Source organism: Cyanobium sp. Aljojuca 7A6 (assembly GCF_024346455.1).
Lineage (GTDB): Bacteria > Cyanobacteriota > Cyanobacteriia > PCC-6307 > Cyanobiaceae > Cyanobium.
This window is the reverse complement of record NZ_JAGQCY010000006.1, coordinates 117,613-142,450: the sequence shown is the minus strand read 5'-3', so window position 1 is coordinate 142,450 and position 24,838 is coordinate 117,613. Positions and strand designations below refer to the sequence as shown.

At 71.6% G+C, this 24,838-nt stretch carries 30 protein-coding genes; 11 read left to right on the top strand and 19 right to left on the bottom strand.

Annotated features, from left to right (window positions below; translation table 11 throughout):
* Positions 1-7 precede the first annotated feature (7 nt).
* Positions 8-1,171, top strand: a complete 1,164-nt coding sequence (locus tag KBY95_RS07560) for an exonuclease SbcCD subunit D (protein WP_254964340.1) — start codon at positions 8-10, stop codon at positions 1,169-1,171.
* The gene (locus KBY95_RS07555) at positions 1,168-4,188 is read left to right on the top strand and encodes an AAA family ATPase (RefSeq protein ID WP_254964407.1); all 3,021 of its coding nucleotides are present in this window, start codon (positions 1,168-1,170) and stop codon (positions 4,186-4,188) included. The genes KBY95_RS07560 and KBY95_RS07555 overlap by 4 nt, the downstream gene beginning before the upstream one ends.
* Here KBY95_RS07555 and KBY95_RS07550 read toward each other — a convergent pair.
* From KBY95_RS07550 to KBY95_RS07515, 8 genes are all read right to left on the bottom strand, one after another.
* Complete coding sequence (locus tag KBY95_RS07550; RefSeq protein ID WP_106220849.1) at positions 4,185-4,844, bottom strand: Na(+)/H(+) antiporter subunit B; 660 nt, start codon at positions 4,842-4,844, stop codon at positions 4,185-4,187. The two genes, KBY95_RS07555 and KBY95_RS07550, sit on opposite strands and share 4 nt — an antisense overlap.
* Positions 4,841-5,365, bottom strand: a complete 525-nt coding sequence (locus tag KBY95_RS07545) for a hydrogenase subunit MbhD domain-containing protein (RefSeq protein ID WP_254964339.1) — start codon at positions 5,363-5,365, stop codon at positions 4,841-4,843. The genes KBY95_RS07550 and KBY95_RS07545 overlap by 4 nt, the downstream gene beginning before the upstream one ends.
* Entirely contained in the window at positions 5,362-5,661 is a 300-nt protein-coding gene (locus KBY95_RS07540) for a monovalent cation/H(+) antiporter subunit G (RefSeq protein ID WP_106220851.1), read from the bottom strand. The genes KBY95_RS07545 and KBY95_RS07540 overlap by 4 nt, the downstream gene beginning before the upstream one ends.
* Entirely contained in the window at positions 5,658-5,906 is a 249-nt protein-coding gene (locus tag KBY95_RS07535; protein ID WP_015109571.1) for a hypothetical protein, read from the bottom strand. Before KBY95_RS07535 ends, KBY95_RS07540 begins: the two co-directional genes overlap by 4 nt.
* On the bottom strand, positions 5,903-6,340 hold the full coding sequence (locus tag KBY95_RS07530; RefSeq protein WP_254964338.1) for a Na+/H+ antiporter subunit E: 438 nt from the start codon (positions 6,338-6,340) through the stop codon (positions 5,903-5,905). Before KBY95_RS07530 ends, KBY95_RS07535 begins: the two co-directional genes overlap by 4 nt.
* Positions 6,337-7,803: a proton-conducting transporter membrane subunit gene (locus tag KBY95_RS07525; RefSeq protein WP_254964337.1), complete on the bottom strand. Its 1,467-nt coding sequence runs from the start codon at positions 7,801-7,803 to the stop codon at positions 6,337-6,339. Before KBY95_RS07525 ends, KBY95_RS07530 begins: the two co-directional genes overlap by 4 nt.
* Positions 7,803-8,189 (bottom strand): cation:proton antiporter subunit C, encoded by a 387-nt coding sequence (locus KBY95_RS07520; RefSeq protein WP_254964336.1) that lies wholly within the window; start codon positions 8,187-8,189, stop codon positions 7,803-7,805. Before KBY95_RS07520 ends, KBY95_RS07525 begins: the two co-directional genes overlap by 1 nt.
* An 84-nt stretch (positions 8,190-8,273) precedes the next feature.
* Positions 8,274-8,831: a hypothetical protein gene (locus KBY95_RS07515; protein WP_254964335.1), complete on the bottom strand. Its 558-nt coding sequence runs from the start codon at positions 8,829-8,831 to the stop codon at positions 8,274-8,276.
* Positions 8,832-8,959: 128 nt separating this feature from the next.
* Between KBY95_RS07515 and KBY95_RS07510 the strand changes: the two genes are divergently transcribed.
* On the top strand, positions 8,960-10,747 hold the full coding sequence (locus KBY95_RS07510) for a mechanosensitive ion channel family protein (protein ID WP_254964334.1): 1,788 nt from the start codon (positions 8,960-8,962) through the stop codon (positions 10,745-10,747).
* Between the two features lie 16 nt (positions 10,748-10,763).
* Positions 10,764-11,648 (top strand): dienelactone hydrolase family protein, encoded by an 885-nt coding sequence (locus KBY95_RS07505; RefSeq protein WP_254964333.1) that lies wholly within the window; start codon positions 10,764-10,766, stop codon positions 11,646-11,648.
* 15 nt (positions 11,649-11,663) lie between these two features.
* Here KBY95_RS07505 and glmM read toward each other — a convergent pair whose 3' ends face one another.
* Together glmM and KBY95_RS07495 are read right to left on the bottom strand one after the other, a co-directional pair.
* Positions 11,664-13,064, bottom strand: coding sequence for a phosphoglucosamine mutase (gene glmM / locus KBY95_RS07500; RefSeq protein WP_254964332.1), 1,401 nt, complete (start codon positions 13,062-13,064; stop codon positions 11,664-11,666).
* A gap of 48 nt (positions 13,065-13,112) precedes the next feature.
* The gene (locus KBY95_RS07495) at positions 13,113-13,337 is read right to left on the bottom strand and encodes a hypothetical protein (RefSeq protein ID WP_254964331.1); all 225 of its coding nucleotides are present in this window, start codon (positions 13,335-13,337) and stop codon (positions 13,113-13,115) included.
* A 53-nt stretch (positions 13,338-13,390) separates the two neighbouring features.
* Here KBY95_RS07495 and KBY95_RS07490 point away from each other — a divergent pair, with 53 nt between their 5' ends.
* The gene (locus KBY95_RS07490; protein ID WP_254964330.1) at positions 13,391-15,406 is read left to right on the top strand and encodes a lytic transglycosylase domain-containing protein; all 2,016 of its coding nucleotides are present in this window, start codon (positions 13,391-13,393) and stop codon (positions 15,404-15,406) included.
* On the opposite strand, the gene KBY95_RS07485 is transcribed toward KBY95_RS07490, so the two are convergent.
* Positions 15,407-15,874 (bottom strand): hypothetical protein, encoded by a 468-nt coding sequence (locus tag KBY95_RS07485; protein WP_254964329.1) that lies wholly within the window; start codon positions 15,872-15,874, stop codon positions 15,407-15,409.
* Entirely contained in the window at positions 15,871-16,281 is a 411-nt protein-coding gene (locus KBY95_RS07480; RefSeq protein WP_254964328.1) for an NIL domain-containing protein, read from the bottom strand. Before KBY95_RS07480 ends, KBY95_RS07485 begins: the two co-directional genes overlap by 4 nt.
* A 116-nt stretch (positions 16,282-16,397) precedes the next feature.
* Between KBY95_RS07480 and KBY95_RS07475 the strand changes: the two genes are divergently transcribed.
* Genes KBY95_RS07475 through KBY95_RS07465 form a run of 3 tightly spaced genes read left to right on the top strand, consistent with a single transcriptional unit; the run spans position 16,398 to position 18,859 of the window.
* Positions 16,398-16,976: a thioredoxin domain-containing protein gene (locus KBY95_RS07475; protein WP_254964406.1), complete on the top strand. Its 579-nt coding sequence runs from the start codon at positions 16,398-16,400 to the stop codon at positions 16,974-16,976.
* A gap of 42 nt (positions 16,977-17,018) precedes the next feature.
* Complete coding sequence (thyX, locus tag KBY95_RS07470) at positions 17,019-17,744, top strand: FAD-dependent thymidylate synthase (protein WP_254964327.1); 726 nt, start codon at positions 17,019-17,021, stop codon at positions 17,742-17,744.
* Positions 17,744-18,859 carry a transporter substrate-binding domain-containing protein gene (locus tag KBY95_RS07465; protein WP_254964326.1) on the top strand — a complete coding sequence of 372 codons (1,116 nt, stop codon included), beginning with the start codon at positions 17,744-17,746 and terminating at the stop codon, positions 18,857-18,859. The genes thyX and KBY95_RS07465 overlap by 1 nt, the downstream gene beginning before the upstream one ends.
* Here KBY95_RS07465 and KBY95_RS07460 read toward each other — a convergent pair.
* The 6 genes from KBY95_RS07460 to KBY95_RS07435 all read right to left on the bottom strand — a co-directional run bounded on the left by KBY95_RS07460 (position 18,807) and on the right by KBY95_RS07435 (position 22,170).
* Positions 18,807-19,538, bottom strand: coding sequence for a triacylglycerol lipase (locus tag KBY95_RS07460; RefSeq protein WP_254964325.1), 732 nt, complete (start codon positions 19,536-19,538; stop codon positions 18,807-18,809). The two genes, KBY95_RS07465 and KBY95_RS07460, sit on opposite strands and share 53 nt — an antisense overlap.
* Positions 19,539-19,565: 27 nt before the next feature.
* The gene (locus tag KBY95_RS07455; protein ID WP_254964324.1) at positions 19,566-20,321 is read right to left on the bottom strand and encodes a class I SAM-dependent methyltransferase; all 756 of its coding nucleotides are present in this window, start codon (positions 20,319-20,321) and stop codon (positions 19,566-19,568) included.
* 199 nt (positions 20,322-20,520) lie between these two features.
* A complete protein-coding gene (locus tag KBY95_RS07450; protein ID WP_254964323.1) occupies positions 20,521-20,955 on the bottom strand; it encodes a cupin domain-containing protein in 435 nt (144 codons plus the stop codon).
* A 200-nt stretch (positions 20,956-21,155) separates the two neighbouring features.
* Positions 21,156-21,488, bottom strand: coding sequence for a type II toxin-antitoxin system PemK/MazF family toxin (locus KBY95_RS07445; RefSeq protein WP_254964322.1), 333 nt, complete (start codon positions 21,486-21,488; stop codon positions 21,156-21,158).
* The gene (locus KBY95_RS07440; protein WP_254964321.1) at positions 21,485-21,724 is read right to left on the bottom strand and encodes an AbrB/MazE/SpoVT family DNA-binding domain-containing protein; all 240 of its coding nucleotides are present in this window, start codon (positions 21,722-21,724) and stop codon (positions 21,485-21,487) included. Before KBY95_RS07440 ends, KBY95_RS07445 begins: the two co-directional genes overlap by 4 nt.
* Positions 21,725-21,897: 173 nt before the next feature.
* Entirely contained in the window at positions 21,898-22,170 is a 273-nt protein-coding gene (locus tag KBY95_RS07435) for a hypothetical protein (protein WP_254964320.1), read from the bottom strand.
* A gap of 40 nt (positions 22,171-22,210) precedes the next feature.
* On the opposite strand from KBY95_RS07435, the gene KBY95_RS07430 reads away from it, so the two are divergent.
* A complete protein-coding gene (locus tag KBY95_RS07430; protein WP_254964319.1) occupies positions 22,211-22,567 on the top strand; it encodes a hypothetical protein in 357 nt (118 codons plus the stop codon).
* Between the two features lie 148 nt (positions 22,568-22,715).
* On the opposite strand, the gene KBY95_RS07425 is transcribed toward KBY95_RS07430, so the two are convergent.
* Positions 22,716-23,630, bottom strand: coding sequence for a LysR family transcriptional regulator (locus KBY95_RS07425; RefSeq protein WP_254964318.1), 915 nt, complete (start codon positions 23,628-23,630; stop codon positions 22,716-22,718).
* 107 nt (positions 23,631-23,737) lie between these two features.
* Between KBY95_RS07425 and KBY95_RS07420 the strand changes: the two genes are divergently transcribed.
* On the top strand, positions 23,738-24,208 hold the full coding sequence (locus tag KBY95_RS07420; protein ID WP_254964317.1) for an ester cyclase: 471 nt from the start codon (positions 23,738-23,740) through the stop codon (positions 24,206-24,208).
* Positions 24,205-24,837 (top strand): NADPH-dependent F420 reductase, encoded by a 633-nt coding sequence (locus KBY95_RS07415; RefSeq protein ID WP_254964316.1) that lies wholly within the window; start codon positions 24,205-24,207, stop codon positions 24,835-24,837. Before KBY95_RS07420 ends, KBY95_RS07415 begins: the two co-directional genes overlap by 4 nt.
* The last annotated feature ends 1 nt before the right edge of the window (position 24,838 follow it).

Genomic DNA, 24,838 nt, shown 5'->3' with positions numbered 1-24,838 from the left:
TGTTGCCATGCGCCTGCTGCACACCTCCGACTGGCATCTGGGCCGCAGTTTCCACGGGGCCTCATTGTTGGAGGAGCAGGAAGCGGCGATCGCGCGCATTGCTGAACTGGCCCGGGAGCATGCCGTCGATGCGGTGCTGATCGCCGGCGACCTCTACGACCGGGCCATCCCACCGGCCGAGGCGGTGGAGCTGTTCAACCGGGCCCTGGCCCAGCTGAGCCGCGATGGCACCGCCGTGGTGGCCATCGCCGGCAACCACGATTCCCACGTGCGGGTGTCGGTGTACGACCCGCTGCTCTCGGCCTTCGGGGTCACGGTGCGGGGCGACGTGGGCCGGGCCCAGGAGCCGGTGCTGGTGACACCCCGGGACGGGGGTGAGCCGGTGGCCATCTACCCCCTGCCCTACCTGGAGCCGGCGGTGGTCGGGCCGGCCCTGGCCGGCGAACCGGTGCGCCTGCGCCACGAGGAGGTGACCCGGCTGGCCATCGCGCGGATCCACGCCGACCGCCGCGAACGGCCGCCCCAGCGTTCGGTGCTGGTGGCCCACACCTTCGTGGCCGGCGGCGAAACCTCGGAGTCGGAGCGGCAGCTCACCATCGGCAACGTGGACCGGGTGAGCGTGGCGGCTTTCGAGGGCTTCGACTACGTGGCCCTGGGCCACCTGCACGGCTCCCAGCAACTCGATGGTCCCCGGGTGGCCTATTCGGGCACCCCTTTGGCCTATTCCTTCTCCGAACAGCAGCACGTCAAGTCGGTGCGGATCGTGGAGCTGGCCGCCGACGGGACGCCATCAGTGCAGGTGGTGCCCCTGGGGGTTGGCCGGCGCCTGTGCACCCTGCGGGGCCCCATCGACGAGCTCTGCTCAGACCCTGCCCACGACGCCGCCAGCGAGGCGCGGGTGCGGGCGATCCTCACCGACGACACCCTGCCCCTGCAGGCCATGGCCCGGCTGCGGGCCCGCTTTCCCCACATCGCCGAGCTGCGTCACGAACCCCCGGAGCTGGCCCGCGCCGGAGGCGCCGAGCGCCACCGCCAGGTGCGCCAGGTCCGTTCGCCGCTGGAGCTGGCTACCGCCTTCTTCGCCGACCAGCAGGGCCGCTCGCCCGGCGAGCCGGAGGCCGAGCTGCTGCGGGCAGCCCTGGCGGCGGCGGAACGGGGAGGGGAACGCTGAAGCCGCACCGGCTGGCGATCGAGGCCTTCGGGCCCTACGCCGATCCGGTGGCGATCGACTTCGACGCCCTGGCCGCCGAGGGGTTGTTCCTGATCCACGGCACCACCGGCGCCGGCAAGACCTTCCTGCTCGATGCCCTCTGCTTTGCCCTCTACGGCGAGGTGTCGGGCGACCGCAGCGTCAAAGGCCTGCGCTCCGACCATGCCCCCCCCGGCGCCGTGCCCCGGGTGAGCCTGGAGTTCTCCTGCGGCGCCGCCCGCTACCGGGTGGAGCGCACCCCTGCCCACACCGCCCCCAAGGCCCGGGGCCAGGGCACGACCGAGAAGCCGCCGCAGGCCTGCCTGTTCCGGCTCGACGCCGGTGCCCCGGAGCAGGCCGTGGCGGCGAAGACCACCGAGGTGACCCGGGAGGTGGAGCACCTGGTGGGGCTGAACGCCGCCCAGTTCCGCCAGGTGATCCTGCTGCCCCAGGGGCGCTTCGCCGAGGTGCTGCGGGCCAAGGCGGAGGAGCGCGAAGCCCTGCTCAAAACGCTCTTCGACACGGTGATCTACGAGCGGGCCGGCTGGTGGCTGGAGGAGCAGGCCCGCACGGCGCGGAACCTGGCGCTGGATCAGGCCAGGGAGCAGGAGGTGCTGCGCCGCCGGGCGGCCGACGCCTGGGCCCCCCAGGCTCCGGAGTTGCCGGAGGGGGCCGAACCGCCGCCGCCACCCGTCGACCAGGCTGGCCTTGAAGCGCTGATGGGTCAGATCGCCGTGGTGGTGCAGGGCACCGAGGCCGCCCTGCAGGAGGCCACCACCAGCCTGACGGCGGCCCAGGCGGCGCAGGCGGCTCTCACGGCGCAGGCGGAGCGCTGGGACCGGCGCTCCGCTGCCACCACCCGGCTCGGCGAACTGGAAGCCAAAAAGGAGACGGTGGCCGAGTACCGCCAGAAGCTCGCGCTGGCGGAGCGGGCCGAAACGTTGCGCCCCAGCCTGGTGGCCGAACAGGGGGCCCGCCGTGCTCTCGCCCTGGTGGAACGGGGGCTGCAGGAGCAGTTGCGGGCGGCGATCCAGGCCAGGGCCGCGGCGCGGGCACTGCCGCCGTCGGTGCTGGGGCTGGATCTGGTGGCCCTGCCCTCCGCCGAGGCCCTCGCCGCGGCCGGCGCCGACCTGGCCGCCCGGGGCGCCGAGGTGCGGGAGCTGGCCCGCAAGGCCGAAGAAGCCGCCCAGGCCCGGGGGGCGGCAACCGCCGCCAACCAGCGGGCCCGCGAGGCCGAAGCCGGGCGGGCCACCGCCATGGCCCAGCTGGAGCAGCTGGGGGCGGAGCAGGAGCGGGAGCTGGCGCTGCTCGCCCAGGCCCGCAGCGCCCGCGACCAGCTCGAGGGCCTGCAGCGGGCCGCCCGGGAGGCCGATGGCCGCGCCGTGGCCGCCGAAGCCCTCGCCCCGGCCCGGCAGCGGCAGCACGCGGCCGAGGCCGCCAGGAACGGCGCCGATCGTCAGGTCAACACAGCGGCCGCCGGCCTCAACGAGCTGCGGCGGCGCCAGATCGAGGGCATGGCCGCCCGGCTGGCCGGGGGTCTGGCCGCCGAAGCTCCCTGCCCGGTCTGCGGCGCCACCGACCATCCGGCGCCGGCCCGGCCCTCGGCCGACGCCGTCGATGACGGCGCGATCGCCGCCGCGGAACGGACCCTGGCCGCAGCCACTGCAGCGGCACAGACGGCCGCGGTGGACGTGGCCAACGCCCAGGCCGCCCTCGCTGCCGTGCTGGAGAAGGCCGGCGACGGCCCTGATCCGCACGCCGCCCGCCAGGCCGCCAGTACGGCTGCGGCGGCCCACCAGGCGGCCCAGGCCCTGGCCGCCGGCCTGCCGGCGCTGGAGCAGCGGACCGCTTCCCGCGAACAGCAACGCCAGCAGCTGGCCAAGGCCATCGAGGCGGCCGCCACCACGGTCGCCCTGGAGAGCCAGGCCGCCGCCGAGGCCAGCCAGCGCGAGCAGACCCTGGCGGCTCAGGTGACGCGGGAGCTGGGGGAGGGGCTGGAGCCCGGCGCGGTGCTGCGGGCCTTCGGGCCCCTGGAGGCCGCCCTCCAGGCCCTGGTGGCCGGGGCCGGCGCCCACACCCGCGCCAGCAGCGAGCTGGAGCAGACGGCCCGGCGGCTGGGCCAGGAGCTGGCCGCCTCACCCTTCACCAGCGCCGAAGCTGCGGCCGCCGAGCTTCAGGACGAACCCAGGCGCCAGGAAGTGAAGCGGCGGATCGAGAGGTACGACAAGGACGTCATCGAGCTGCGGGGGATCCTGGCCGCCCCCGATCTGGCCGATCTGCCGGAGCTGCGGCCCGACACCACCACCGCCGGCGAGGCCGTGGCCCGCCTGGACCTGGCCCGCACGCGGGCGGTGGAACGCCACAGCGAAGCCCGGGGCGCCCGGAAGGAGATCACCCGGCTGGTGGCCGAGCACCGCGAGGGCGCCGCTGGGCTGGCGTTGAAGCAGGAGCGGGCCGAGCGGCTCAGCGCCGTGGCCAACCGCTGCCAGGGCAAGGCGGCGCCCTACATCTCCCTGCAGCGCTGGGTGCTCTCGGCCTACCTCGCCGACATCTGCGGCTATGCCAACCAGCGGCTCGCCCTGATGACCTCCGGCCGCTACCAGCTGCAGCTCACCGATGAGGGGGGGCGCGGCGGCCGCAACGCCGGTCTGGGCTTGGAAGTGCTGGATGCCTACACCGGCGAGAAACGGGAGGTGAGCAGCCTCTCGGGCGGCGAAACCTTCCAGGCCTCGCTGGCCCTGGCCCTGGGCGTGGCCGACACGGTCCAGGCCCACGCCGGCGGCGTGCCCCTGGAGGCCCTGTTCATCGACGAGGGCTTCGGCAGCCTCGACCCCGACAACCTCCAGCTGGCCATGGACGAACTCGACCGGCTGCGGGAAGGGGGCCGCATGATCGGCCTGATCAGCCATGTCGGCGCCCTGCGGGAGCGCATCCGCGGCGGCATCGAGGTGATCGCCGGCGATCGCGGCTCCAGCCTGCGGGTGGGGGTCAGCGCCTAGAGCAGCCCCCGATGGCGCACGAACAGCTGCACCATCGCCCAGGAGCCCAGGGTCACCTTGACGGCCACCAGCCCGTTGAGCAGGGGGATCCAGCCCCCCGAGGCCAGGGTGCCGAAAGTGCCGGCGGGCAGGGGGACGCCCCCGAGGGCGAAGGCGGAGAGGACCACGAAGGCGATCACGGCGGCCTTCTCCCAGAGGTCGGCCCGCCAGCGGCGGTAGAGGCGGTCGGAGAGGCGGGCCGAGCCGCTGATCAGCACCAGGCCGATGGCGGTGCCGCCGGCCACCCCCGCCGCGAACCCGCCCCCCGGGGACAGGTGGCCGCGCAGGGCCAGCTCCACCCCAATCAGGGTGGCCATGGTGGCCCCCAGCTGGCAGAGCACCACCGAGGGGGCATCCTCGATGGCCCGGATGCTCGTCTTGGTGGGCTCCCCCGCCAGCAGGAAGCGCACCCCGATCGAGGCCAGGGTGAACACCACCACTTCGGCGATGGTGTCGTAGAGGCGGGTGTGCAGGATCACCCCCGACACCAGGTTGGGAACGTCGGTGGTGGCGGCCAGCGAGGCGATCATCGGCCCGATGGGGGGCGGCGGCGGCAGGGCCGCGGCCAGCGGGGCCAGGCACAGGGCGGTGGCGGCCAGCAGGTAGAGCCAGGTCATGGCCGCTCCCCCGGCAGCAGCTCACCACCGCTGCTCTGCCAGCGGCGAAAGCCCTCCAGGGCCCGCAGCCGCTCCGCCAACCCGGGGTTGGCCAGCTGCAGCCGCAGGCCCGGGCCCAGCTGGCCGTGACTCGCGTCGGCCTCGCCGGGCTCCGCCGGCTCCGGCGGCAGCAGCCGCAGCCGCAGCGACAGGGGGTCCAGCCAGTCGCGCAGCAGCGCCTGGGTGGCCTCGTTGGGGGGATCGTCGGCCGGGTAGGTCAACCGCAGCGCCATCGAGGAGCGCAACGCCACCGCATAGAGGGTGGTGGAGAGCAGGGTGCCCACCAGGGCTTCGGTGATCGCCACGTCCGGGGCGCCCAGCAGGGCATAGATCAGGGTGGACACCGACCCGAGGATGCCCCGCAGTACCAGGGTCTGGTAAGGGTTCGACTGGCTCACCAGCAGCACGGCGGTGAGGGGCAGCAGGGCGGTGATCGGCAGGAGCAGATCCAGCTCCCCCACCAGGGACACGCTGCCGCTCATGGCTCCGGCTCCCGGCGGGAGGCCAGCGAGCAGTTGGCCAGCACATAGCCGAAGATCGTGTTCCACAGGATCAGCGCCAGCAGGGCCAGCACCAGCAGGGGCCACTGGCCGGGGATGCGCAGCAGCAGGCCCAGCAGCATCAGGACCGAGCCGAGGGTGTCGGCCACCGAGAGGGCGTGCAGCTTGCTCAGGTAGCTGCGGCTCTCCAGCAGGGGCCAGGTGCCCCAGAACCAGAGCAGCAGCCCGGCCCCGAGCAGCAACAGGCTGGCGTGATCGGCGAAGGACGCGAGGGTCATCGCTCCGTCCCCCGCAGCAGGTTGGCCAGCAGCAGCAGCCCGGCGTTGCCGGCGCACAGGACGATCACGCCGGCCAGGCCCAGCATCCGGTCGCCCCGCACCGCCGACACCACCAGGATGATCAGGGCCACCTTGCTGGCGACGCTGGAGAAGGCCGCCAGGCGGTGCCAGACGTCGCTGGGCCGGCAGGCCACCGCGATCGGGATCAGCAGGGCCAGCACCATGCCCCAGAGCAGCACCGTCATGGGGTCGGCCCTCCGGTGGCGGGGTCGGCGGCCGGGCTGCGGCGGAGGCGCAGGGCGTGGATGCGGTAGCGGCGACCGCCGTCCTCCAGGCCGAGCACGATCGTGAAGGGGGTGAGGGTGATGCGGAACACGTCCAGGAAGACGAGCAGGGGAATGGTGCTGTCGGTGGTGGCCTCGCTGATCTCCTCCTCCTGCGGCTCACGGCCGACGATCAGCCGCAGGGCCTCCAGGTAGGCCTGGGGCACGGCCAGCAGGCTGCGCCCAAGGGCCCGCAGCAGGGCCCGCAGGGGCAGGGGCCGGGAGTGGGCGCGGGGCAGCAGCAGGGCCACCACCAGGCCGATCAGCAGGTTGAGGCGGCTCAGGTCGGCGGTCAGCAGGCACCAGACAGCCAGCCGGAAGGCGGTGGTGAGCAGCAGGGGCAGCAGGCGTCTCATCGGATCCACACCAGCAGGCCGGCACCCACCACGCCCATGCCGCCCACCAGATCGGGGAAGGCCTCAAGATCCGGCAGGCGGAACCAGGGACGGTGCCGCAGGGGCTGCAGCAGCCGGTGCAGCCCCACCCCGGCCGCCAGCACCAGGTTCGCCTTGGCGGCCGCGGGCAGCAGCTCCGGACTCCAGCTGCGGCTGGCCTCGGCGGCACCAAGCAGCACCAGCGCCGCCAGCAGCAGCAGCACCCCGGGCGACCAGGCGGACTCCGCTGGGGCCGGCGCGGCTGCCTCCTGCAGGGGGGCGCCCCAGAGACGCGCATAGACCGCCGCGGTGCCGACGGTGAGCAGGCTGAGCAGCAGGCCCGTGGGCCCCGGCAGGGTCCGATCCAGGCCGGCCTTGGCGAAGAAGCCCAGCAGCGGCGGCACCCCCACGATCGAGAGGGAACCGATCCACAGCGGGACCCACACCCCGGCGGCCAGGGGCCGGCGGGCCCAGCCGGCCAGGTCGCGGCCGGGGAAGCGGCGGGCCACCAGGAACAGGGCGGCCTTCGCCAACCCGTGGCCGAGGGCATAGAGCCCTCCGGCGGCCGGCGCCAGCACCACCAGTCCCATCTGGGAGAGGGTGCTCCAGGCCAGCAGCCGCTTGGCATCCGCCTCCACCAGGGCGAACACCAGGCCCAGGCCGGCGCTGGCCAGACCGATCACCGGCAGCACGGCCGCCAGGGCCGGCACGACGCCGCTCAGCCGCAGCAGGGGAACGATCCCGGCGGCGACCACCACGCCGGAGAGCAGGGCGGACACCTCCGCCGGCGCCTCGGCGTGGGTGCGGGGCAGCCACAGGCCCGAGAGGAACAGCCCGGCCTTGGTGAGCAGCCCGACCAGCAGCAGGGCCAGGGCGGCCGCACCGGCCCCGGCGACGGCCTCGAGCCGGAAACTGCCCTGGGCCAGGTAGACGACGGCGGCACCGACCAGGTAGAGGGTCATGACCGTGTTGCCGATCAGCAGGTAGCGCAGCGCCAGCCAGAGGGAGCGCTCGGAGCGGCTGCCCAGGATCAGCAGGAAGGCGCTGATCCCCACCACCTCAAGCGTCACGTAGAGGCTCACCAGATCCACCGCCACGAAGGCGGAGGCCAGGCCGCCGTGCAGCACCATCAGCAGCAGCAGGAACGGCCCGGGCAGGGTCCGGCGCCAGCTGTCCAGCACCACCGCGCCGCACACCAGGGCATTGAGGAGCAGGAACGGCGCCGCCAGGCCATCGGGCTGCAGCGACACTCCGTAGGGGCCGAGCAGGCTGAGGCTGGCCGGCAGGGCACCGGCCTGGATCGCAAGGGCCACCGCGCCGGTGGCCAGGCAGCAGAGCAGGGCCAGCCCGCGGGCGAGGGGGGGCAGCAGGGCGGCCAGAAACGCCGCGGTGTAAGGCAGCAGCAGCCAGCCGATCAGCAGGGTCTCGCCGGAGGGTGGCGCCATCAGCGCCGCCCCTCGGCGTCGAGGCGACCCGCATCGAAGCTGGCCAGATCAAGGCTGGGGTCGACGCGGGCCAGGCGGGTGATCACCACCAGCAGCAGGGCCTGGATCGAGAGGCCGATCACGATGGCCGTGAGGATCACGGCCTGGGGGATCGGGTCGGCCATGGGCAGCGGAGCCGCGACGGCCCCGGGGGCGAGGGGGGCCGCCAGGATCGGGCTCCGCAGGCCGGCGCGCGCCGCCACGAGCACGAAGAGGGCGACCACGGCGGACCCCATCACGTCCATGGCCAGCACCTTGAGGAACAGGTTGCGGCGCAGCAGCAGCCCGACGAAACCCACTAGCACGGCCACCAGGATCAGGAGCTCAAGCAGGCGGAACGGATCCATTGGACCTTCCTTCCCGGAGGACGGCCGGGACACGGAGCGGGATGGTAGCCGTTGCTGCCAGAGGCCGACGGGCCAGGCCGGGCCTCAGGCGGAGGCCTGGAACTGCTCCGCGAGCAGGCGGCGCTGGTACTCCAGCGACAGGGCCTCCAGGTGGGAACGGGCCTGCTCCTGCAGGGCGGGATCCAGCTGGTCGAACACCAGACCCTGGGGTACCTGCATGCGCAGAACGAGCGCCAGGGCATCGAAGATGCGCACCTGGTCGCCCTGCCAGCCCTGGTACTCGGCGGCAAGGGCCATCAGCGCCTCACCGGAGGCCTGGCCTGCCATGACCCGCGGCCGCAGCTCCTGCACCTGGGCCAGGCGCGCCGAGCTCACCAGGGCATGGGCCGCGCCCAGGGCCGCCAGGGAATCGGCCGCTTCCCGCTTGAGCACGGTCATGTCGCGGCTGAGCACCACCGCCTCCACCGAGAGGGGCTCCCGCATGCCGGGCAGCAGCGCCGCACCGGGATCGGCCGCGGGCGCCTTGGAGAGGGCCGGGGCCAGGGCCGGTGGCGGCGCCGGCGGCTCCTGCCACAGGACCGCCGCCATGGCGCGCAGACGCCGGGCCAGCCACTGTCTGACGCGTCGGACCTGTACCGCCATGGGTCGCAAGGGATCGGGTGTTCCCAATGTGGCCGCTCCGCCCGGGAGAGCGTGACGGCCCTCCCCCCAGCCGTCCGGTCGGATAGCCGTCCAGGCTCCGGATCAGCGGCGGTCATGCCAGTGATCGCTTGCCAGAGTCGGCCCAGAGTGCCGCGGCGCCGCCGATGACCCCAGCCCAGCGACGCGTCTTCCTCTGGCGGCGTGCCCTGGCCCTGGTGGTGGTCCTGGTGCTGGTCGCGGCCGTGGGCATCGGCGCCAGCCGGCCCGCGGGGGCCCTGGCGGCCACCGCCGCGGCCGAGGCACCGGCCCGCAGCGTCACCGGCAACGCTGCGGTCGACACCGGCGATGCCGGCAGCTTCCGCCTCGGCACGGTGCGGATCCTGGGGGTGCCCGTGATCACCGTGGCCTCACCGGCGGTGGATGCCGGCAGCGGCTCCGGGCCGGAGGCCGCCGAGCGGGCCCGGGTGATCGAGGGCAACCTCAGCCAGCTGTACGAGCCCCGCAATCCCTGCACGCCCGGGGAACGGCTCGGTGAGGCGCTGCTGGATCACCTCAGCCTCGAGGGGACGACGGCCGCCTGCGACCCCAACCATCTGGGGCTGCAGGGGCGGCCGGAGGCCCTGAGGGTGGTGGTCCTTCAGGAGCCGGGTGGAGATCGGCGGCTGGCGGCCGTCGTGCCCGGCCGCGCCAGCCCCTTCCCCCTGCTCACGGTCACCGAGCAGGACGCCCAGTTCAACGGCCTGACGGCCGAGGCGCTGGCCAAGCGCTGGCGCGGCCTGCTGGAACGTCGCCTGCGCAGCGCCCGACGGGTGTTCGGGGAGGAGCAGATCAACGATCGGCTGCGGATCAGCCTGGTCTCCCTGACCGTCCTGGCCCTGCTCATGGCGGTGGTGGTGGTGCTCTGGCAGCGGAGCCACCGGCTCCTGCCGCGCCTGCAGCGTCGCTGTGCGGAGGGTTCCGGACGCCTCGATCCCCTGGCGCTCCAGGCCACCCAGGCCTTCAGCCGGCTGCTGGCGGCACTGGTGCTGCTGCTGGGGGTCGCCATGGGGGCGGTGCTGCTGCTGGCCTGGCCCGGCCAGATCCCGGCCGCCATCGATGTGCTGATGCAGCCGCTGGTGGTGCTGATGAAGGCGCTGCTGCTGCTGGCCCTGGCCGCGGTGCTGCGGGGCCTGGTGGGGCTGCTGCTGACCCAGTGGGCCAGCCACCCGGCGGTGCGCAGCGATCACCGCGCCCGTCGTCGGCAGCGCTACCTCAGCCTGCTGCGGGTGCTGCGGCGGCTGGTGAACCTGACCTGCCTGCTGCTGTTCGCCCTCTGGACCGTCCGCGGCATCCCTGTCCTCCGGGATCTGTCCACCAATGCCGTGCTGGCCAGCGGCGCCGTGCTGGGCGCCCTGGCGCTCGTGTTCCAGGGGTTGCTGCGGGACTTCGTCGCCGGGCTGGTGCTGCTGCTCGACGACCGTTATGCCATCGGCGACTGGGTGGAGATCACCGGGCGCACAGGGGAGGTGGTGGACGTGGGCGTGCTGAGCACCGAACTGCGCGCCGCCGACCAGCGGGTGGTGGTGGTGCCCAACAGCCACTGCGAGCAGGTGGTGAACCACACCAAGCTGCGCTCGGGAGCGGAAGTGACCCTGCTGCTGTCGCGCCGCCTCACCGATCTGGGGGGCGCCATGGCCGTGGTCGCCGAGGAACTGGCCGCCTTCGGCAGCGATCCGCACTGGGCCGCCCGCCTGCTGGAGCCCCCCCGCCTGCTGGGCATCGAGGCGATGACGGCGGACGACCTGCAGGTGAAGGCCCTGCTGATCACCCAGGCAGGCCAGCAGGGGGAGGCCCGGCGGGCCCTGCTGGGGCGGCTGGTGGAACGGCTGCAGGGCTGGCCCCAGCAGCCCGGCGAGCCGCCGGGATCCGCTTTCTAAGCTGATGCCCCTTCCCATGCCCGCACGGGCTCCCCGGCCGATGGATCCCTTCGCTGTCCCTCCCGGCCCCGGGCTTCGCTTCGGCCGCCGGGAGCTGCTGCTGGGCGCGGCAAGTGCCGGCTTCGCCCTGGCGGTGCGGCCCGTCGCCGCCTCCACCGTCACCACCTCCGCCGAGGGGCTCGACGCCGGCTGGGTGTCGGTGCCGGCGGCTGATGGGGACGTGAAGGCCTACCGGGCCCGCCCGGCCAAGGGCTCAGGCTTCCCGGTGGTGCTGGTGGTGCAGGAGATCTTCGGCGTCCATGCCTACATCCAGGACGTCTGCCGCCGCCTGGCCCAGCTGGGGTACCTGGCCATCGCCCCGAGCCTGTTCGATCGCCAGGGCGATGTCACCGTGCTGCCCGACATCCCTTCGATCCTGCCGCTGGTGGCCATGGTGCCCGATGCCCAGGTGATGGCCGATCTCGATGCCACCGCCGCCTGGGCGGCCGCCAGCGGCGGCGGCGATGTCTCCCGGCTCGGCATCACCGGCTTCTGCTGGGGCGGGCGGATCACCTGGCTCTATGCCGCCCACAACCCGAAACTGAAGGCCGGGGTGGCCTGGTACGGCCGCCTGGTGGGCCAGGCCACCGACCTGCAGCCCCTCTATCCGATCGATGTGATCCCCCGGCTCAAGGCGCCGGTGCTGGGGCTCTATGCCGGCGAGGACGACGGCATTCCGATGGCGTCGGTGGAGCGGATGCAGGCGGCCCTGAAGGCGGCCGGCAGCCCCAGCCGCATCGAGGTGTTCCCGGGCCTGCCCCACGGCTTCCATGCCGACTACCGCCCGACGTATCGCCAGGCCGCCGCCGCCGCCGGCTGGACGCAGCTGCAGGCCTGGTTCCGCGCCAACGGCGTGGTCTGAGGGCAGGCGGGGAGGTCAGGCCCGGTTGAGGTGCTCCTCGGCGGCGGCCGCCAGGGACTCACTCCAGTGGTCGACCTGGCTCTGCTCGGCCGCCTCCACCATCACCCGCAGCAGGGGTTCGGTGCCGCTGGCCCGCACCAGCACCCGGCCATGGCCCTCCATGGCCGCCTCCGCCTCAGCCACCGCCAGCCGCAGCGGTTCGCACTGCTGCCACTGCTGGCGCCGCTGCCGGTCGGGCACGGTCACGTTCACCAGGCGCTGGGGGTAGGGCTGGAAGCTGCCGTCCATCCATTCGGCCAGCTTCAGGCCACCGCCCTGGATCAGGGTGGCCACCTGCAGGGCGGTGAGCAGGCCGTCACCGCTCATGCCGTGGCGGGCCGAGAGGATGTGGCCGGATTGCTCGCCCCCCAGGCCGGCCCCCAGGGCCTCCATGGCGGCGTGCACGTGCTGGTCGCCCACATCGGTGCGCTCCAGCACCCCGCCGCTGGCCTGCCAGGCCCGCTCGAAGCCCAGGTTCGACATCACCGTGGCCACCAGGCGATCGTCGGGCAGCTGGCCCTCTCGGCGCAGGGCCGAACCCCACAGATAGAGGGTGTGGTCGCCATCCACCACCCGGCCGCGGCCGTCCACCGCCAGCATCCGGTCGGCATCGCCGTCGAAGGCGAAGCCCATGTCGGCGCCGCTCTCCAGCACCGCCCGCCTGAGGGGCTCCAAGTGGGTGCTGCCGCAGCCCTGGTTGATGCGCTCGCCATCCGGCTCGCCGTGCAGCACCAGCACCTGGGCCCCCAGGGAGCGAAACAGCTCCTCGCCGCAGGCTGTGGCCGATCCCCAGCAGAGGTCGAGCACCACACGACAGCCATCAAGGCGCTGGCCGGCGGCGCTGGCCCGCAGGGAATCGGCATAGGCCGCCAGCAGATCGGGGCGCAGCACCAGACGGCCGCTGCCCGCCAGCGGCGGCGGGGCGGTGCGGCCCTGGAGTCCCGCCTCGATCGCCTGCTGGCGGGCGGCCACGAGCTTGGCACCGGTGGCGCCGAACACCTTGAGGCCGTTGTCGTGGGGTGGGTTGTGGCTGGCCGACACCATCAGTCCGCCGGCGGCGCCCTGGCGCCGGATCGTGCCTGGCACCGCCGGCGTGGGGCATAGCCCCAGCTGCCACACCTCCCGCCCGGCCGCCATCAGGCCGGCACTGAGGGCCGCCACCAGCATCGGCCCGCTGCGGCGTGAGTCGGTGCCGATCACCACCGGCCCCTCGGCCTGCAGCACCACCCCGGTCCAGTAGCCCACCTGCAGGGCCAGAGCAGGGGTGACGCTGGTGCCGACGCGGCCGCGGATGCCGTCGGTGCCGAAGCGGGCCAAACCCTCCTCCAGGGGCGCCCCAAGGGGGGAAACCGCCGGATGCGAAGCCGCTGCGGCCATGCCGTTGCCATCACTGAAGAGCAGGCTACGCGCCGTCCCCGGCCGGCCTCAGCGCCAGCGGGGCGGCCACCAGCGCCAGCGCAGCAGCTCCAGCGTGGCCCAGAGCAGCAGCAGACCCACGCACCAACCCGGCAGCAGCCGCAGGGGCCACACCGGCCGCAGCAGCAGGGTGAGCAACGCCACCACCGTCACCACCACGGCGCGGCGGCGCTGGGCCGCCCCGGGCAGGCGGTTGAACAGCGGTGGCAGGGCGGGGAGGGAGGGCAATCGCACCGGGTGCGGCGCAAGCGGATGCCCAGAATGCCCCGGACCCCGTTCCCCGGCCATTGGCCCGACTCCCACTGCTGCTGTCCCTGTCGTGCCTGGGCACCGCCCTGGCCCTGGTGGGGGGCCGGGCCCTGCTGGCGCGCCAGCCGGCGCTGACGCCGGCCACCGCCACCGACCGGCTGGAGTGGCTCCAGCGCTGGGATGCCGATCCCTGGCGACGCCGGGAGGCCAGCCTGCTGCTGGCGGCCCGCAGCAAGGAGCCTCAGGAGCAGCGCCAGTGGCTGCGGGGCCAGGGCTGGGGGCCCGATCCCCTGGCCGCCCTGGTGCTGAAGCAGGACGCCCTGGCCGCTGCGGCCATCGGACGCCCCGACACCTCCCTGGTCCTGTGGCGCCAGCTGCAGCGGCGCTTCCCGGGCGATCCAGCCAGCGCCGATGCCCTCTACGCCCTCGGCGGCGACGATCCCGCCAAGCGCCGGCAGCTGCTGCAACGCTTCCCAGCCCACCCCGCCGCCCTGGCGGCCGCCCTGGCGGCTGGCCCCGAGGCCGCCGAACGCCGTCGCGGCGCCCTGCACCTGGCCCACTGGGGCGCCCGCTGGCCCGGCGCCGAAGCCCGCCTGCGGCAGGTCTGCAAGGACGACGCCTCGGTGCTGGAGGCCCGCCAGCGGGCCCAGCTGGCCGAGGGGCTGGCCGAACTCGGCGATGCCCAGGGGGCCCTGCGTTGCCTGGGCCCAACGCTCACGGGTCTGGGCACCAGCGGCCGCCTCAGCCTGGGCCGGGCCCTGCTGGCAGGGGACACCCGGCAGCAAGGCGAGGCGGAGCGGCTGCTGCTGGATCTGGTCCGCAGCGTCCCCACCGCTCCGGAGGCCGAGGCGGCCGTGCGCCTGCTGGCCCAGCAGGGCAGCCCCGCCGCCGCCGCGGCTCTGGCCCGGTTGCCGCCCCGCTGGCGCGAGTCCGCCCCGGTGCTGGCGCGGCGGATCCTGGAGGCCAAGGCCACCGACGCCGCCGCCCTCGACCTGCTGCGCCGCTGGCCCCTCGACCCCGCCAGCCGCACGCTGCAGTGGGATCTCGTGCGGGAGCGGCTGCTGGCTGGCCGCTGGCAAGCGGCCATGGCCCTGCTGGAGGCCATCCCCACCGACCAGTTGCCGCCGCCGCTGGCCGCCCGCCAGAGCTTCTGGATCGGCTTCGTGCAACAGAAGCTCGGCCAGGACTCTGCCGCCCGGAGCACCTGGGAAGTGCTGCTGCGGCGCCATCCGGGCGGCTACTACGGCTGGCGTGCCGCGGTGCGCCTGGGCCAGGGGGATCTGCAGTTGAACGCCGCCTCCCAGGTGCCCGCCGGCGCCAACAGGCCAGGAGACGGCAGCGACTGGCGGCCCCTGGCCAGCGGCAACGGGACGCTGGATCGGCTCTGGCGCCTGGATCAGCGCACCGAAGCCTGGGAAACCTGGCGCCACCGCCGCGGGCGCCGCGCCCCCAGTGGCAGCCGGGAGCTGCTGCTGGAGGGGCGGCTGCGCCAGGGCGTCGGTGACGACTGGACCGCCTTCGGCCTGCTGGAACAAGCCAGCCTGAAGCTCGACGGCAACCAGTGCGCCCTGGAGCGGGAGCTGGAGCGCAACCTGCACCCACTGCGCTTCGAGGCGGCTTTCCGGGCGGCCGCGACCCAGGCCGGATTGCCGATGGCGCTGCTGCTGGGCGTGGCCAAGCAGGAGTCGCGCTTCACGCCGGCCGTGCGCTCGCCGGTGGGGGCGACGGGCCTGATGCAGCTGATGCCGGCCACCGCCGCCGAACTGGCCGGCGGGCCAGTGCCGGAGCAGGGGCTGGAGGACCCGGCCGAGAATGCCGGCCTCGGCGCCCGCTACCTGGCGCAGATGCTGCGCCAGTGGAACGGCGACCCGCTGCTGGCGGTGGCCAGCTACAACGCCGGGCCCGGCGCCGTCGGCGGCTGGCTGGGTCCCCAGCTGCGCAGCGACCCGGAGCTGTGGGTGGAGGCGATTCCCTACCCCGAAACCCGCCTGTACGTGAAGAAGGTGCTGGGCAACGTCTGGAGCTACCAGCAGGGCAGCGAACCGGGCTGCTGATCAGCGCACCAGCATGCGGCCGAAGTTGGCCCCCCCCAGCACCAGCAGGGTGAGCACCCCGGCCAGCACCAGGGGCGGCGGCACCACCCGCACCCGCAGCAGATCGAGCCGGGCCAGCAACACCGCCGAGCCCAGGATCAGCACGTTGGCCAGCACGTTGAGGTGCAACAGGTAGAGGCCGCCGATGGTGACCAGCAGCAGGGTGACCACCAGGCTCACCACCCGGCTGGCGGCCATCAGCATCGACACCTGCCGGATCACCAGATCGGGCATGGTGCAGATGAACACGATCAGCAGGGCCTGCAGACACTCCGCCGACCAGATCAATGTGGTGAGCTCCTGCACCTGGGAGCTGCCCGACTCCAGGGCCTGGCTCCAGTGCATGCCCAGATAGGTGCTCACCCCCATCAGCACCAGCAGCATGGGGGCCTGGATCGGCAACATCATCAGCCGAAAGACGTCTTTCATGGCTCCAGCACCAGGGTGATCGCCTCCAGCGGGCAGCTGGGGATGCACTGCTCACACACCAGGCAACGGGAGGCTTCGAACTGCAGTCGCTGGGTGGCCGGGGTGTAGTGGAGGGCGCCGCTGGGGCAGACGCTGGAGCAGATGCCGCAGTCGACGCAGAGCACCGGATCGATACGGATTTCCCCAGGAGCGCGATTGAGCCCCAGCCCCTGGCCCTCCAACCAGTCTTCGGCGGCATCGAGCTCGTCGATGTCCCCCGAGAGCTCCACCACCATGGTGCCGCTCTGGTTGGGGGCGATCTGGGCCCGCAGGATCTTGGCGGCGATGTCGAAGTCGACGGCGAGGCGGTAGGTGATCGGCTGGTGCACCGCCTCCGAGGGGAAATGGAGAGTGAGGCGCCGTTTCACCGCTCCTGCCCGGGAACGCTGACGCTAGCAACGATGTCCCGAGCCAGCCCCTTGTTCTGGCCCTGCCGACGGGACAGCGCTGCCAGAGTGGGCGCCATTCCGTGTCACTGGTGTCCATGGCCCCGTCGGGCAGTTTCCCCCCCTCCAGCCTCGGCCGCACCGAGCGCATGGTTCTGGCGGCCGTGGCGGCCGTGCTGGTGGTGCTGATGGTGTGGCTGCGGGGCGGCCTGCATCCGGAAGCCCCCCTGGAACGGCTGGCCCGCCAGTCGCCCGAGCTCACCGTCGCCCTGGCCGATGGCAAGCCCACGGTGGTGGAGTTCTACGCCGACTGGTGTGAGGCCTGCCGCGCGATGGCACCGGCGATGGAGCGGATCGAGCGCCAGCAGCGCGGCCGGATGGATGTGGTGCTGCTCAACGTCGACAACCCCCGCTGGCAACCGCAACTGGAGCGCTACGACGTCAACGGCATCCCCCAGCTGGAGTTCTTCGACGCCGCCGGCACCTCCGTGGGCCGCTCGATCGGGGCCCGCAGCGGCGCCGAACTCGACGCCCTCAGCACGGCCCTGGTTGATGGCACCCCCCTGCCCCAGCTGGCGGGCGTGGGGGCCGTGAGTGCCCTGCCCGACAGCGACACCGCCACCACCGCCGCGGCCGAGAGCGCCAGCCCCCAGGCCGGCCCCCGCAGCCACGGCTGATCCCCGCCGCCTCGCCCCACCCCACACCACCCATCCCCACCCATGGATCCCCGCTTCCGGGTCGAGCTGATCGCCGCCACCCCGAACCCGCAGCTGTGCGTCTACGCCGGGATGCACCAGGACTACAGCGAGGGCTTCGTGGCCGCCGACCGGGCCGAATGGCCCGATGAGACCAAGGCCGGGGAGATCTGCGTCAAGCGGCTGCTGGCCGGTGAACGCGGCCATTACGGCCCCCTGGAGCACGCCCAGATCGTCCTCAATGTGGGCTGGTTCCCCCATTCGGTGATGCAGCAGGCCCGCACCCATCGGGTGGGTGTGAGTTTCGATGTGCAGTCGATGCGGTACACGGGCGATCGCATCCGCCGGGCCGCCAACGGCGAACTGGCGCTGGAGGAGGTGTTCTACCTGCGGCCGGTGGGGCCCTACAGCGACCGTCAGGGCAAGAAGTACCTCTACGACGACGGCCAGCGGGCCATCGATCTGAAGCTGTGTCGGACGGCGGCCGAGCGCTACCGCGACCTGCTCGATGCGGGCTTCGCCGAGGAGCATGCGCGCGGCATCCTGCCGTTCGACTACCGCCAGCACTTCGTGGTGAGCTTCACCCTGCGGGCGTTCCTGCACTTCCTCGACCTGCGGGCCAAGCTCGATGCCCAGCAGGAGATCCGCGAACTCTGCGACCTGATGTGGCCCCACCTGCAGCAATGGGTGCCGGAATTCGCCGACTGGTACGAGAAGAGCCGGCTGCACCGGGCGCGGCTGGCGCCCTGATGAAACGCCTCTGCTGGGGCCTCGCCCTCAGCCTGTCCATGGGGCTCCCGGCGGCGGCAGCGACCGAGCCGGTGCTGCGGGTGGGGATGGTGGAGGGTTCGCCGCCCTGCAGCTACCGGCAAGCGGGGGTGTGGCGGGGACTGGCCGTGGATCTATGGAACCGGGTGGCCAGCCTCGAGCAGTTGCCCTACGTGGTTTCCGAGTGGCCGTCGGTGCGGCAGATGCTGGAGGCCAGCCGCGAAGGCAAGGTGGATGTGGCGGTGGGCTGCCTCAACGTCTCGCCCGACCGCCTGCAGCGCTACCGCTTCAGCCTTCCCTTCCAGGAGGACGGCCTGGCGGTGATGGTGGTCAAGAGCCGGCTGGATCTGGGCCGTTCCTTCCTCGGCGCCCTGCTGACGCCGACGCTGCTGCAGCTGCTGGGCGGCTACCTGCTGGCGATCGCCCTGCTCACCGGGCTCACCCTGAGGCTGGAGGACCGCAACCATCCGCCTGCGGGCAGCAGGCATCACTCCCTGCGTCACATCAGCAAGGTGTTCCAGGTGCTGGCCACCGGGCCGGGCAGCAACACGATCGTGGCCACCATCCGCGGCAACGGGATTGTGATCCTGGCCTACCTGGTGCGGATCGTCTCGGCGTCGCTGCTGGTGGGCTACCTCACCGTGAACGTGGCCGGGGAGATCCAGGGCAAGGCCTCCGGCGCGATCCGATCCCCAGCCGACCTGCGCGGCCTGCGGGTGGGGGTGCGTGCTGGCACCGTCAGCGAAGCCCTGCTCAAGGAACTCAACGCCACCAGCACTGGCGCGAAGGTCACGATCGTGCCGCTGGCCAGCATCGGAGCCGGGGGCGAGCAGCTGGCCGCCCGCCGGATCGACGCCCTGCTGGCGGACAACCTGCAGCTGAGCCATCTGCTGCTGCAGGAGGAAACCAGGGGCTTCCTGCCCAGCCTGGCCCTGGAGGGCATCCGGCCCGAATCCCAGGCCTTCGCGTTCTCGCCGGCGTTGCCGGAGGCCACCACCGACCGGATCGACCAGGCGATCAGCGCCCTCAAGCGCAGCGGTGTGGTCAGCGAGCTGCGCCAGCAGGCCACGACCCCGGTGCCCCTCCAGACCCGCTGAAGCTGGCGGCCCACCAGCGCTCCACCACCTCCGGGCTGCCGTACCAACGGGGGCCGAAGGCGCCGCCATGGGCCACCCCCGGCAGCACCAGGGGGGTGGAGCCCGCCAACAGGGCCGAGGCCACCGGCACCAGGCCGTCACCCCGGTCGTGGGCATCGCCGGTGCTGTTGCGGTAGGCGGTGGGGGCCAGGCGCTGGGCCATGGGGGAGGCCGCCTGCAGATCCAGGTCGCCGGCCACCGACAGGTACCGCACCCGATCAGCGAACGCGGCGCCCGGCAGGCGCTCCGCCACCATCTGCCGCAACAGCGTGGCCTTGAGGGCGGTGTGGGGGCTGCCCAGCATCACCAGGGTGTCGGCCAGGGCCTTGCCGTCGTAGCGGCGCCCCTGGAACGGGGCGTCATCCAGGAATAGCCGCAGCATGATGCCGCCGGAGCTGTGGCCGATCAGCGTCACCTTGCCGGTGGGGGACTGGCGGGCCAATTCGGCCGCGCTGGCCTGCACCCGATCGAGGATCCGCGCCCAGGCGAAGGCGAAGACCGTGAGCAGCCATTCAGGCTTGCCCACCGGCACCAGCCGCACCGGCTGACCGCTCAGCTGCTCCAGCCGCGACACCATCGGCCCATAGGCCTCCGGGCTGATCAGGAAGCCCCCGAGGATCACGATCGGCTGGCGGGTCATGGGCGCGGGCGACGGCGCAGGTCCGGTCTACCCCACCTTTCTGGCGATGTAGACCCCATAGCCGAAGTGGGCGCCATGGGTTTCATAGAGAAGGATTTCGTGCTCTTCCGCGCTGACGATGGCGCGGGCGGCCTCACTGTGGCCGTGGCGGTCGAGGAAGTCGTTGAAACGGGCCTGCAGGGGCCGGTAGTAGTGATCCAGCCAGCAGTGCTGCGGCAAAACGAAATAGCCGATCGGCGCATAACCGTGCTGCTCCAGCAGGCCGATCTTGGCCGAAGCCAGATCGATTTCGGGATACTCCGTCTGCCAATGCTGCTGGAGCTGCGTCGGTCGGGATGCGGTGGTCCAGGTGATCTCGGACACCACCAGCAGGCCGCCCGGTTTCAGGAAACGGCGCCATTCGGCGATGCCCCTGGCGAAGCCGATGTTGTAGATGGCGCCCTCCGACCAGATGACATCCAGCTCCTCCTCGGCGAAGGACAGGGTGTCCATGGAACAGGCACACGTGGTGATCGCCTCAGCCACCCTCAGCTTCCGTGCCCTGGACTTGAGCACGTCAAGAAAATCCGGCAGGAGATCCACCGCCGTGATCCGGGCGTTGCCAAGCAGCCGGGCCAGCAGAAGGCTGGAGGCTCCGGTACCGCAGCCGATGTCCGCCACCTTCAGTGGCACCGTGCGGTCGACCCCGGCCAACTGGAGCGCCAGCTCCGTCTCGGCGTCTCCGCCCGGCCCCTGCCGCAGGCCATCCCTGTGGAGGTCGATCAGGAGGTTGAGATGATCCACGTCTTAAAGGCTCGGCTCCCTGGGCAGATCTGGAGCCATCCAACACGGCCGGCCCAGCTTGCCGGCTGCTCAGCCGCGACGCCCCGCGGTGCGAGAGGTCAATCAGAGCCATACCGGAAGCTGTACAGCCTGTACTGACATCTTTCGAGCAGGTGCACACCCACAGACATCACCAAGCCTCAATCCCCCCCGCTCACCATCAACGGGAGTCGCCTGCTTCCGGCTCCAGCACGGTGAACGGCTGGCCCTTCACCCCTGCGTAAACCACCACGATCTCGGCGGATTCGCTGCCGTTGTTGGTGCCGTAATGGGGCTGGTTGACCATCTCGATCAGCCCTTCGCCCGCCTTGAGCTGCAACTTGGCGCCGGTCGCACTGGTGACCAGGAGCTGGCCCCGGATCAGCATGCCGGCGTTGATCACCGGGTGCTGATGCATGGGTAGCTTCACCCCCGGCGGGATGGTGATGTGCAGCACGGTGACTTCCGGCTGGCCGCTGGGATAGGCGGGCAGGCGGGTGCCGTTCCACGCCTGGGTGGATTGCACCAGCGTCCGCACCCTGACACTGGCCGGTTCTCCATCGGCCAGGGCCGGCGGCACCGCCAGCATCAGGCCGCCGGCGAAAAGCAGCGGCACCAGGGCGCGCCGCTGGCTCGGAAGTGTCGCCCCGAATCGGTCCATCCCCATAGCCTGCCCCACAGCTCCCGCCAGTCCCCGTGGATTTCACCGCCGATCTGCCCGTTGTGCCAATCAGGCGGGCGGTGATGCGCCGGGCCCTGATCGCCACCGATGTGCCGCCGCTGGTGGCGCTGGCGATTGTGTGAGGGGGCAGGACATCAGACCGCAAACATCGCCTGCAGGATGGTCAGGAGCTGGAACAGCGTGTCGTTCGGCAGGATTCCCAGCCGCTGCACCAGCCGTTCGCGATCAACCCTGCGCAGCTGGTCAGGCACGACGTGGCCCCCTTTGCCCTGGAACAAACAAGGAACGCGGAAGGGGTAGGGGTGAGCACCGGTCGTCAACGGCGCCACGATGAACGTGCCCATGTGGGCGTTGAGTTCATCGGGCGACACGAAGACGCAGGGCCGGGTCTTGCGGATCTCCTGGCCGCGGGTGGGATTCAACGCCACCAGAAAGAGGTCACCGCTGCTGACGGCGACGTCCGTCACCACTCCCACTCCCCATCGTCGAAGCGGGTGGGAGTGGCCGCATCAAGCAGACCCTCTGGCGCAACGGCAGCTGCGGCCTCGGCCCAACCAGCCCGCGGCGCCGCCACAGGCGTGATCGTCAGCACACCAGGGGCGGCGTGGTTGTCCACCCCATCGGTGAGGCCAGCTTCCTCAAGCAGCGGCTTGGCCAGGCAAAGACCGCGTGAATTGCCGATCCTGACCAGCTTGGCCCTCACAAGCCCCTCCGCCTGCGTAGGCACTTTGTAGCCACGTCAAGAGCCAGGCAGCACCACCGTGCCCCGGTCGCTGCGGTAGAGGCCCACATAGACGAGCAGGCCCAGCAGCACCACGAACACCCCCTGGGCGGCGACGGAGGCCATCGACAGCCACGGATAGGCATAGCCCCCGGTCAGAAACGTCGAGATGTCCCACAGGCCATGGGCCGGCTGCAGCGCAGCCGCACGGGATCCCGCCAGACATGGTCCCAGCGGCACCAGCGGCTGAAGGCCAGCAGCGCCAGGCCGCCTACGGTGAGGGGGACGACCGCCGTCGAGAAGGCGTTGCCGGCCGTGCTGAACCATTCCGTATACGGAATGCCGGTGCGGAACTGCAGGACTCCGGCCAGGGCGCTGTAGGCGAGCCAGAGCGCGATACCGACACGATTCGAAGGACGGACGCCCACCGCCGCAATGGGTACATTCGAAGCAGTCCCAACCCTGCCGATGCGCCGCCTTCCGATCCTTGCCGCCTCCCTGCTGGGCCTGGCGTCCGTGGTGGTGGTGGCGCCGGCGCTGGCCGACACCGTGCAGGCCCGCTGCGATGTCTTCCCCGCCGGTGAGGACAAGGCCACGTCCTCCGGGCTGTGCACCTTCTCGCAGCGGCAGGGATACGTCAGCATCCAGCTCAAGGGCGGCCAGAGGATCGAGCTCAAGCCCAACGAGAGCACCCCCAACGCCTACGTCGATGGGCGCGGGGAACCGGCCAGGCGGGAGATGCTGGACGCCAACCGCGGCCAGGTGTACCGGCTGGAGAACCAGTCGATCTTCGTCTTCTGGGATCCCGCCCCCTATGGCAAGTAGGCCGGCAAATATTTCAGCAAGACCTCCGCCTGCACCCCGGCCCAGGTGACCCAGGCCGAGGACGCCATGCAGCGCTTCTTCCGGGAACAGGGCCTCTGAGGCCACGGGGGGAGGCGGTGGTCACGGGGGCCGGATCGGGGCGGGGCTTTCACTCCGACCAAGGCGGCTCCCCGGCGATCTGCTGCTCGACGAACTCCACCCAGGCACGCAGCTTGGGGGAGGGATGGCGATCACTCGGGTAGACCATGTACAGGTCACGCTCGGGCAGAGTCCATTCGGGAAACAGCCTCACAAGCCGTCCCGCCTGCACGTCCTGCTTCACCAAGGGGCCGGGGGCAAAGGCGATGCCGCTGCCGGAGAGCAGCAACTGCTGGATCAGCAGAAAGTCGTTGGTTCGAAGACGGTTGGGCACCTTGATGTCCACGATCTCCTTGCCACGTCGCAGGCTCCAGGGGAGGAGTTCGGACAGATCTTCTGAGGCCACACTGAGGCAGTCCTGCTCCAGCAGGTCTTGCGGATGGGCCGGCGCGGCGTGATCAGCGAGGTAGGCCGGACTGGCACAAACCCAGTACGGAATCGCCCCCAGAGGGTGGCTGACCAGGGAGGAATCGGGAGTTCCCGAGCGGATGGCCACATCCATCCCCTTGGCCACCATGTCGACGTAGTGATTGGTGAGGGCCACGTCCACCTGGATGGTGGGATACAGGCCCATGAACGCCGCCAGCCAGCGGTGCAGAATGGTCACCCCGAATACAACCGAAGCCGAGAGACGCAACGTGCCGTGGGGAACGGCCTGGCGTTCAGCCACCAGAGCCGTGGCGGCCTCAAAATCTTCCAGGATTCGCACGCAGCGATCGAAGTAGAGCCGGCCCACTTCGGTGAGGCTCACTTTGCGGGTGGTGCGTTGCAGCAGGCGCGCCTTGAGGCTGGTTTCAAGCTGGGCCAGCTTGCGGCTGATCGTCGCCTTGGGGATGTCCAGGGCGCGGGAGGCGCCGATGAAACGGCCGGCCTGCACCACCTTCACAAAGATCGTGATGGCGTTGAGGTCGGCCGGCGGGGTCATGGCGATTGTTCCAGCAATGGGATGATCTATCTCAATTTTAGTCTCTGGTCAGCCATTGGAACAGTCGATAGGGTGCAGCCATTGCGCCCAACGGCAGGCCAGTCCCCATGACGACGCCCTATCCATTCGTGCGGGAGCTTTACGAGGCCTTCCAGCTCGGAGAGTTCGACCGCTGGGACGCCCTTGTGGCCGAGGATGTCCTGGTCAACTCCACCATGGGGAGAGACATTCTCGGACGGGGGGCCTTGAAAGCCTGGGCCGCCGAATTTGTCAACGCCCTGCAATCACGGGTCGATCTGGTAGATGAATTCGAAGCGATCGATGCAACGGGAAAGGGCCGCGGCTTCTTCACCGTTTGTCTGAACTGGAAACACACACACGCCTTCATGGGGCTCCAACCCACGGGCCGGGAAGGCACCTCAATCGAAACCATGCTGCTCACCATTAAGGAAGGCAAGGTGGTGCGATGGGATGTGGCGGATAACACCGTCGAGATCAACATTTACTTCTGGGAGCGTGGCTGGGCCATCCCCCACAACGTGCATCCGGAGATCATGGCCCGTGGGATCGAGCGATGAAGGTGGCCATCCTTGGCGCCGGCAGCGTCGGCAGCACCCTTGGCAAGGCCTGGGCCAGACAGGGGCACACGGTGATCTTTGGCGTGCGAGAGGCCCGCAGCATCAATGTCCAGGTGTTGCTGGCGGAGATCGGCAGCCAGGCCCAGGCCCACTCGCTGGCGGAGGCCGTGACGCAGGCGAACGTGGTGGCCCTGACGGTGCCCTGGGAGGCCATGCCCGATGTGATCGCCGCCGTCGGCGATCTCGATGGCAAGGTCCTGCTGGATGGCACGAACCCCTTGATGGGCAATCAGCTGGATGCCGCCGTGGCCCTAGCGCAATCGGGCGGTGAGCAGGTGGCGGCCTGGTTTCCGAAAGCCAAGGTAGTGAAGATCTTCAACCAGGTGGGCTGGGAAACCATGGCGGATCCCCACTACGGCAGTGACGCCGCCACGATGTTTTATGCCGGAGACGACGCTGCAGCCAAGCAAGTGGCCGCCCAGCTCGCCGCCGACATCGGCTTTGATCCCATCGACGCCGGGGCCCTGTCGGCCTCGCGCTACCTGGAAACCCTGGCGCTGTTCTGGGGCCAACTGGCCTACTCCCAGGGGATGGGCCGCCACCTGGCCTGGCGGCTGCTGCGGCGCTGAT

What these genes read in the sequence shown, in the direction of transcription:
- KBY95_RS07560 (WP_254964340.1), top strand. Translation starts at nt 8, where the DNA reads ATGCGCCTGCTGCACACCTCCGACTGGCATCTGGGCCGCAGTTTCCAC.
- KBY95_RS07550 (WP_106220849.1), bottom strand. Translation starts at nt 4,844, where the DNA reads ATGACCTGGCTCTACCTGCTGGCCGCCACCGCCCTGTGCCTGGCCCCG.
- KBY95_RS07545 (WP_254964339.1), bottom strand. Translation starts at nt 5,365, where the DNA reads ATGAGCGGCAGCGTGTCCCTGGTGGGGGAGCTGGATCTGCTCCTGCCG.
- KBY95_RS07540 (WP_106220851.1), bottom strand. Translation starts at nt 5,661, where the DNA reads ATGACCCTCGCGTCCTTCGCCGATCACGCCAGCCTGTTGCTGCTCGGG.
- KBY95_RS07535 (WP_015109571.1), bottom strand. Translation starts at nt 5,906, where the DNA reads ATGACGGTGCTGCTCTGGGGCATGGTGCTGGCCCTGCTGATCCCGATC.
- KBY95_RS07530 (WP_254964338.1), bottom strand. Translation starts at nt 6,340, where the DNA reads ATGAGACGCCTGCTGCCCCTGCTGCTCACCACCGCCTTCCGGCTGGCT.
- KBY95_RS07525 (WP_254964337.1), bottom strand. Translation starts at nt 7,803, where the DNA reads ATGGCGCCACCCTCCGGCGAGACCCTGCTGATCGGCTGGCTGCTGCTG.
- KBY95_RS07520 (WP_254964336.1), bottom strand. Translation starts at nt 8,189, where the DNA reads ATGGATCCGTTCCGCCTGCTTGAGCTCCTGATCCTGGTGGCCGTGCTA.
- KBY95_RS07515 (WP_254964335.1), bottom strand. Translation starts at nt 8,831, where the DNA reads ATGGCGGTACAGGTCCGACGCGTCAGACAGTGGCTGGCCCGGCGTCTG.
- KBY95_RS07505 (WP_254964333.1), top strand. Translation starts at nt 10,764, where the DNA reads ATGCCCGCACGGGCTCCCCGGCCGATGGATCCCTTCGCTGTCCCTCCC.
- glmM (WP_254964332.1), bottom strand. Translation starts at nt 13,064, where the DNA reads ATGGCCGCAGCGGCTTCGCATCCGGCGGTTTCCCCCCTTGGGGCGCCC.
- KBY95_RS07485 (WP_254964329.1), bottom strand. Translation starts at nt 15,874, where the DNA reads ATGAAAGACGTCTTTCGGCTGATGATGTTGCCGATCCAGGCCCCCATG.
- KBY95_RS07475 (WP_254964406.1), top strand. Translation starts at nt 16,398, where the DNA reads ATGGCCCCGTCGGGCAGTTTCCCCCCCTCCAGCCTCGGCCGCACCGAG.
- thyX (WP_254964327.1), top strand. Translation starts at nt 17,019, where the DNA reads ATGGATCCCCGCTTCCGGGTCGAGCTGATCGCCGCCACCCCGAACCCG.
- KBY95_RS07465 (WP_254964326.1), top strand. Translation starts at nt 17,744, where the DNA reads ATGAAACGCCTCTGCTGGGGCCTCGCCCTCAGCCTGTCCATGGGGCTC.
- KBY95_RS07460 (WP_254964325.1), bottom strand. Translation starts at nt 19,538, where the DNA reads ATGACCCGCCAGCCGATCGTGATCCTCGGGGGCTTCCTGATCAGCCCG.
- KBY95_RS07430 (WP_254964319.1), top strand. Translation starts at nt 22,211, where the DNA reads ATGCGCCGCCTTCCGATCCTTGCCGCCTCCCTGCTGGGCCTGGCGTCC.
- KBY95_RS07425 (WP_254964318.1), bottom strand. Translation starts at nt 23,630, where the DNA reads ATGACCCCGCCGGCCGACCTCAACGCCATCACGATCTTTGTGAAGGTG.
- KBY95_RS07420 (WP_254964317.1), top strand. Translation starts at nt 23,738, where the DNA reads ATGACGACGCCCTATCCATTCGTGCGGGAGCTTTACGAGGCCTTCCAG.
- KBY95_RS07415 (WP_254964316.1), top strand. Translation starts at nt 24,205, where the DNA reads ATGAAGGTGGCCATCCTTGGCGCCGGCAGCGTCGGCAGCACCCTTGGC.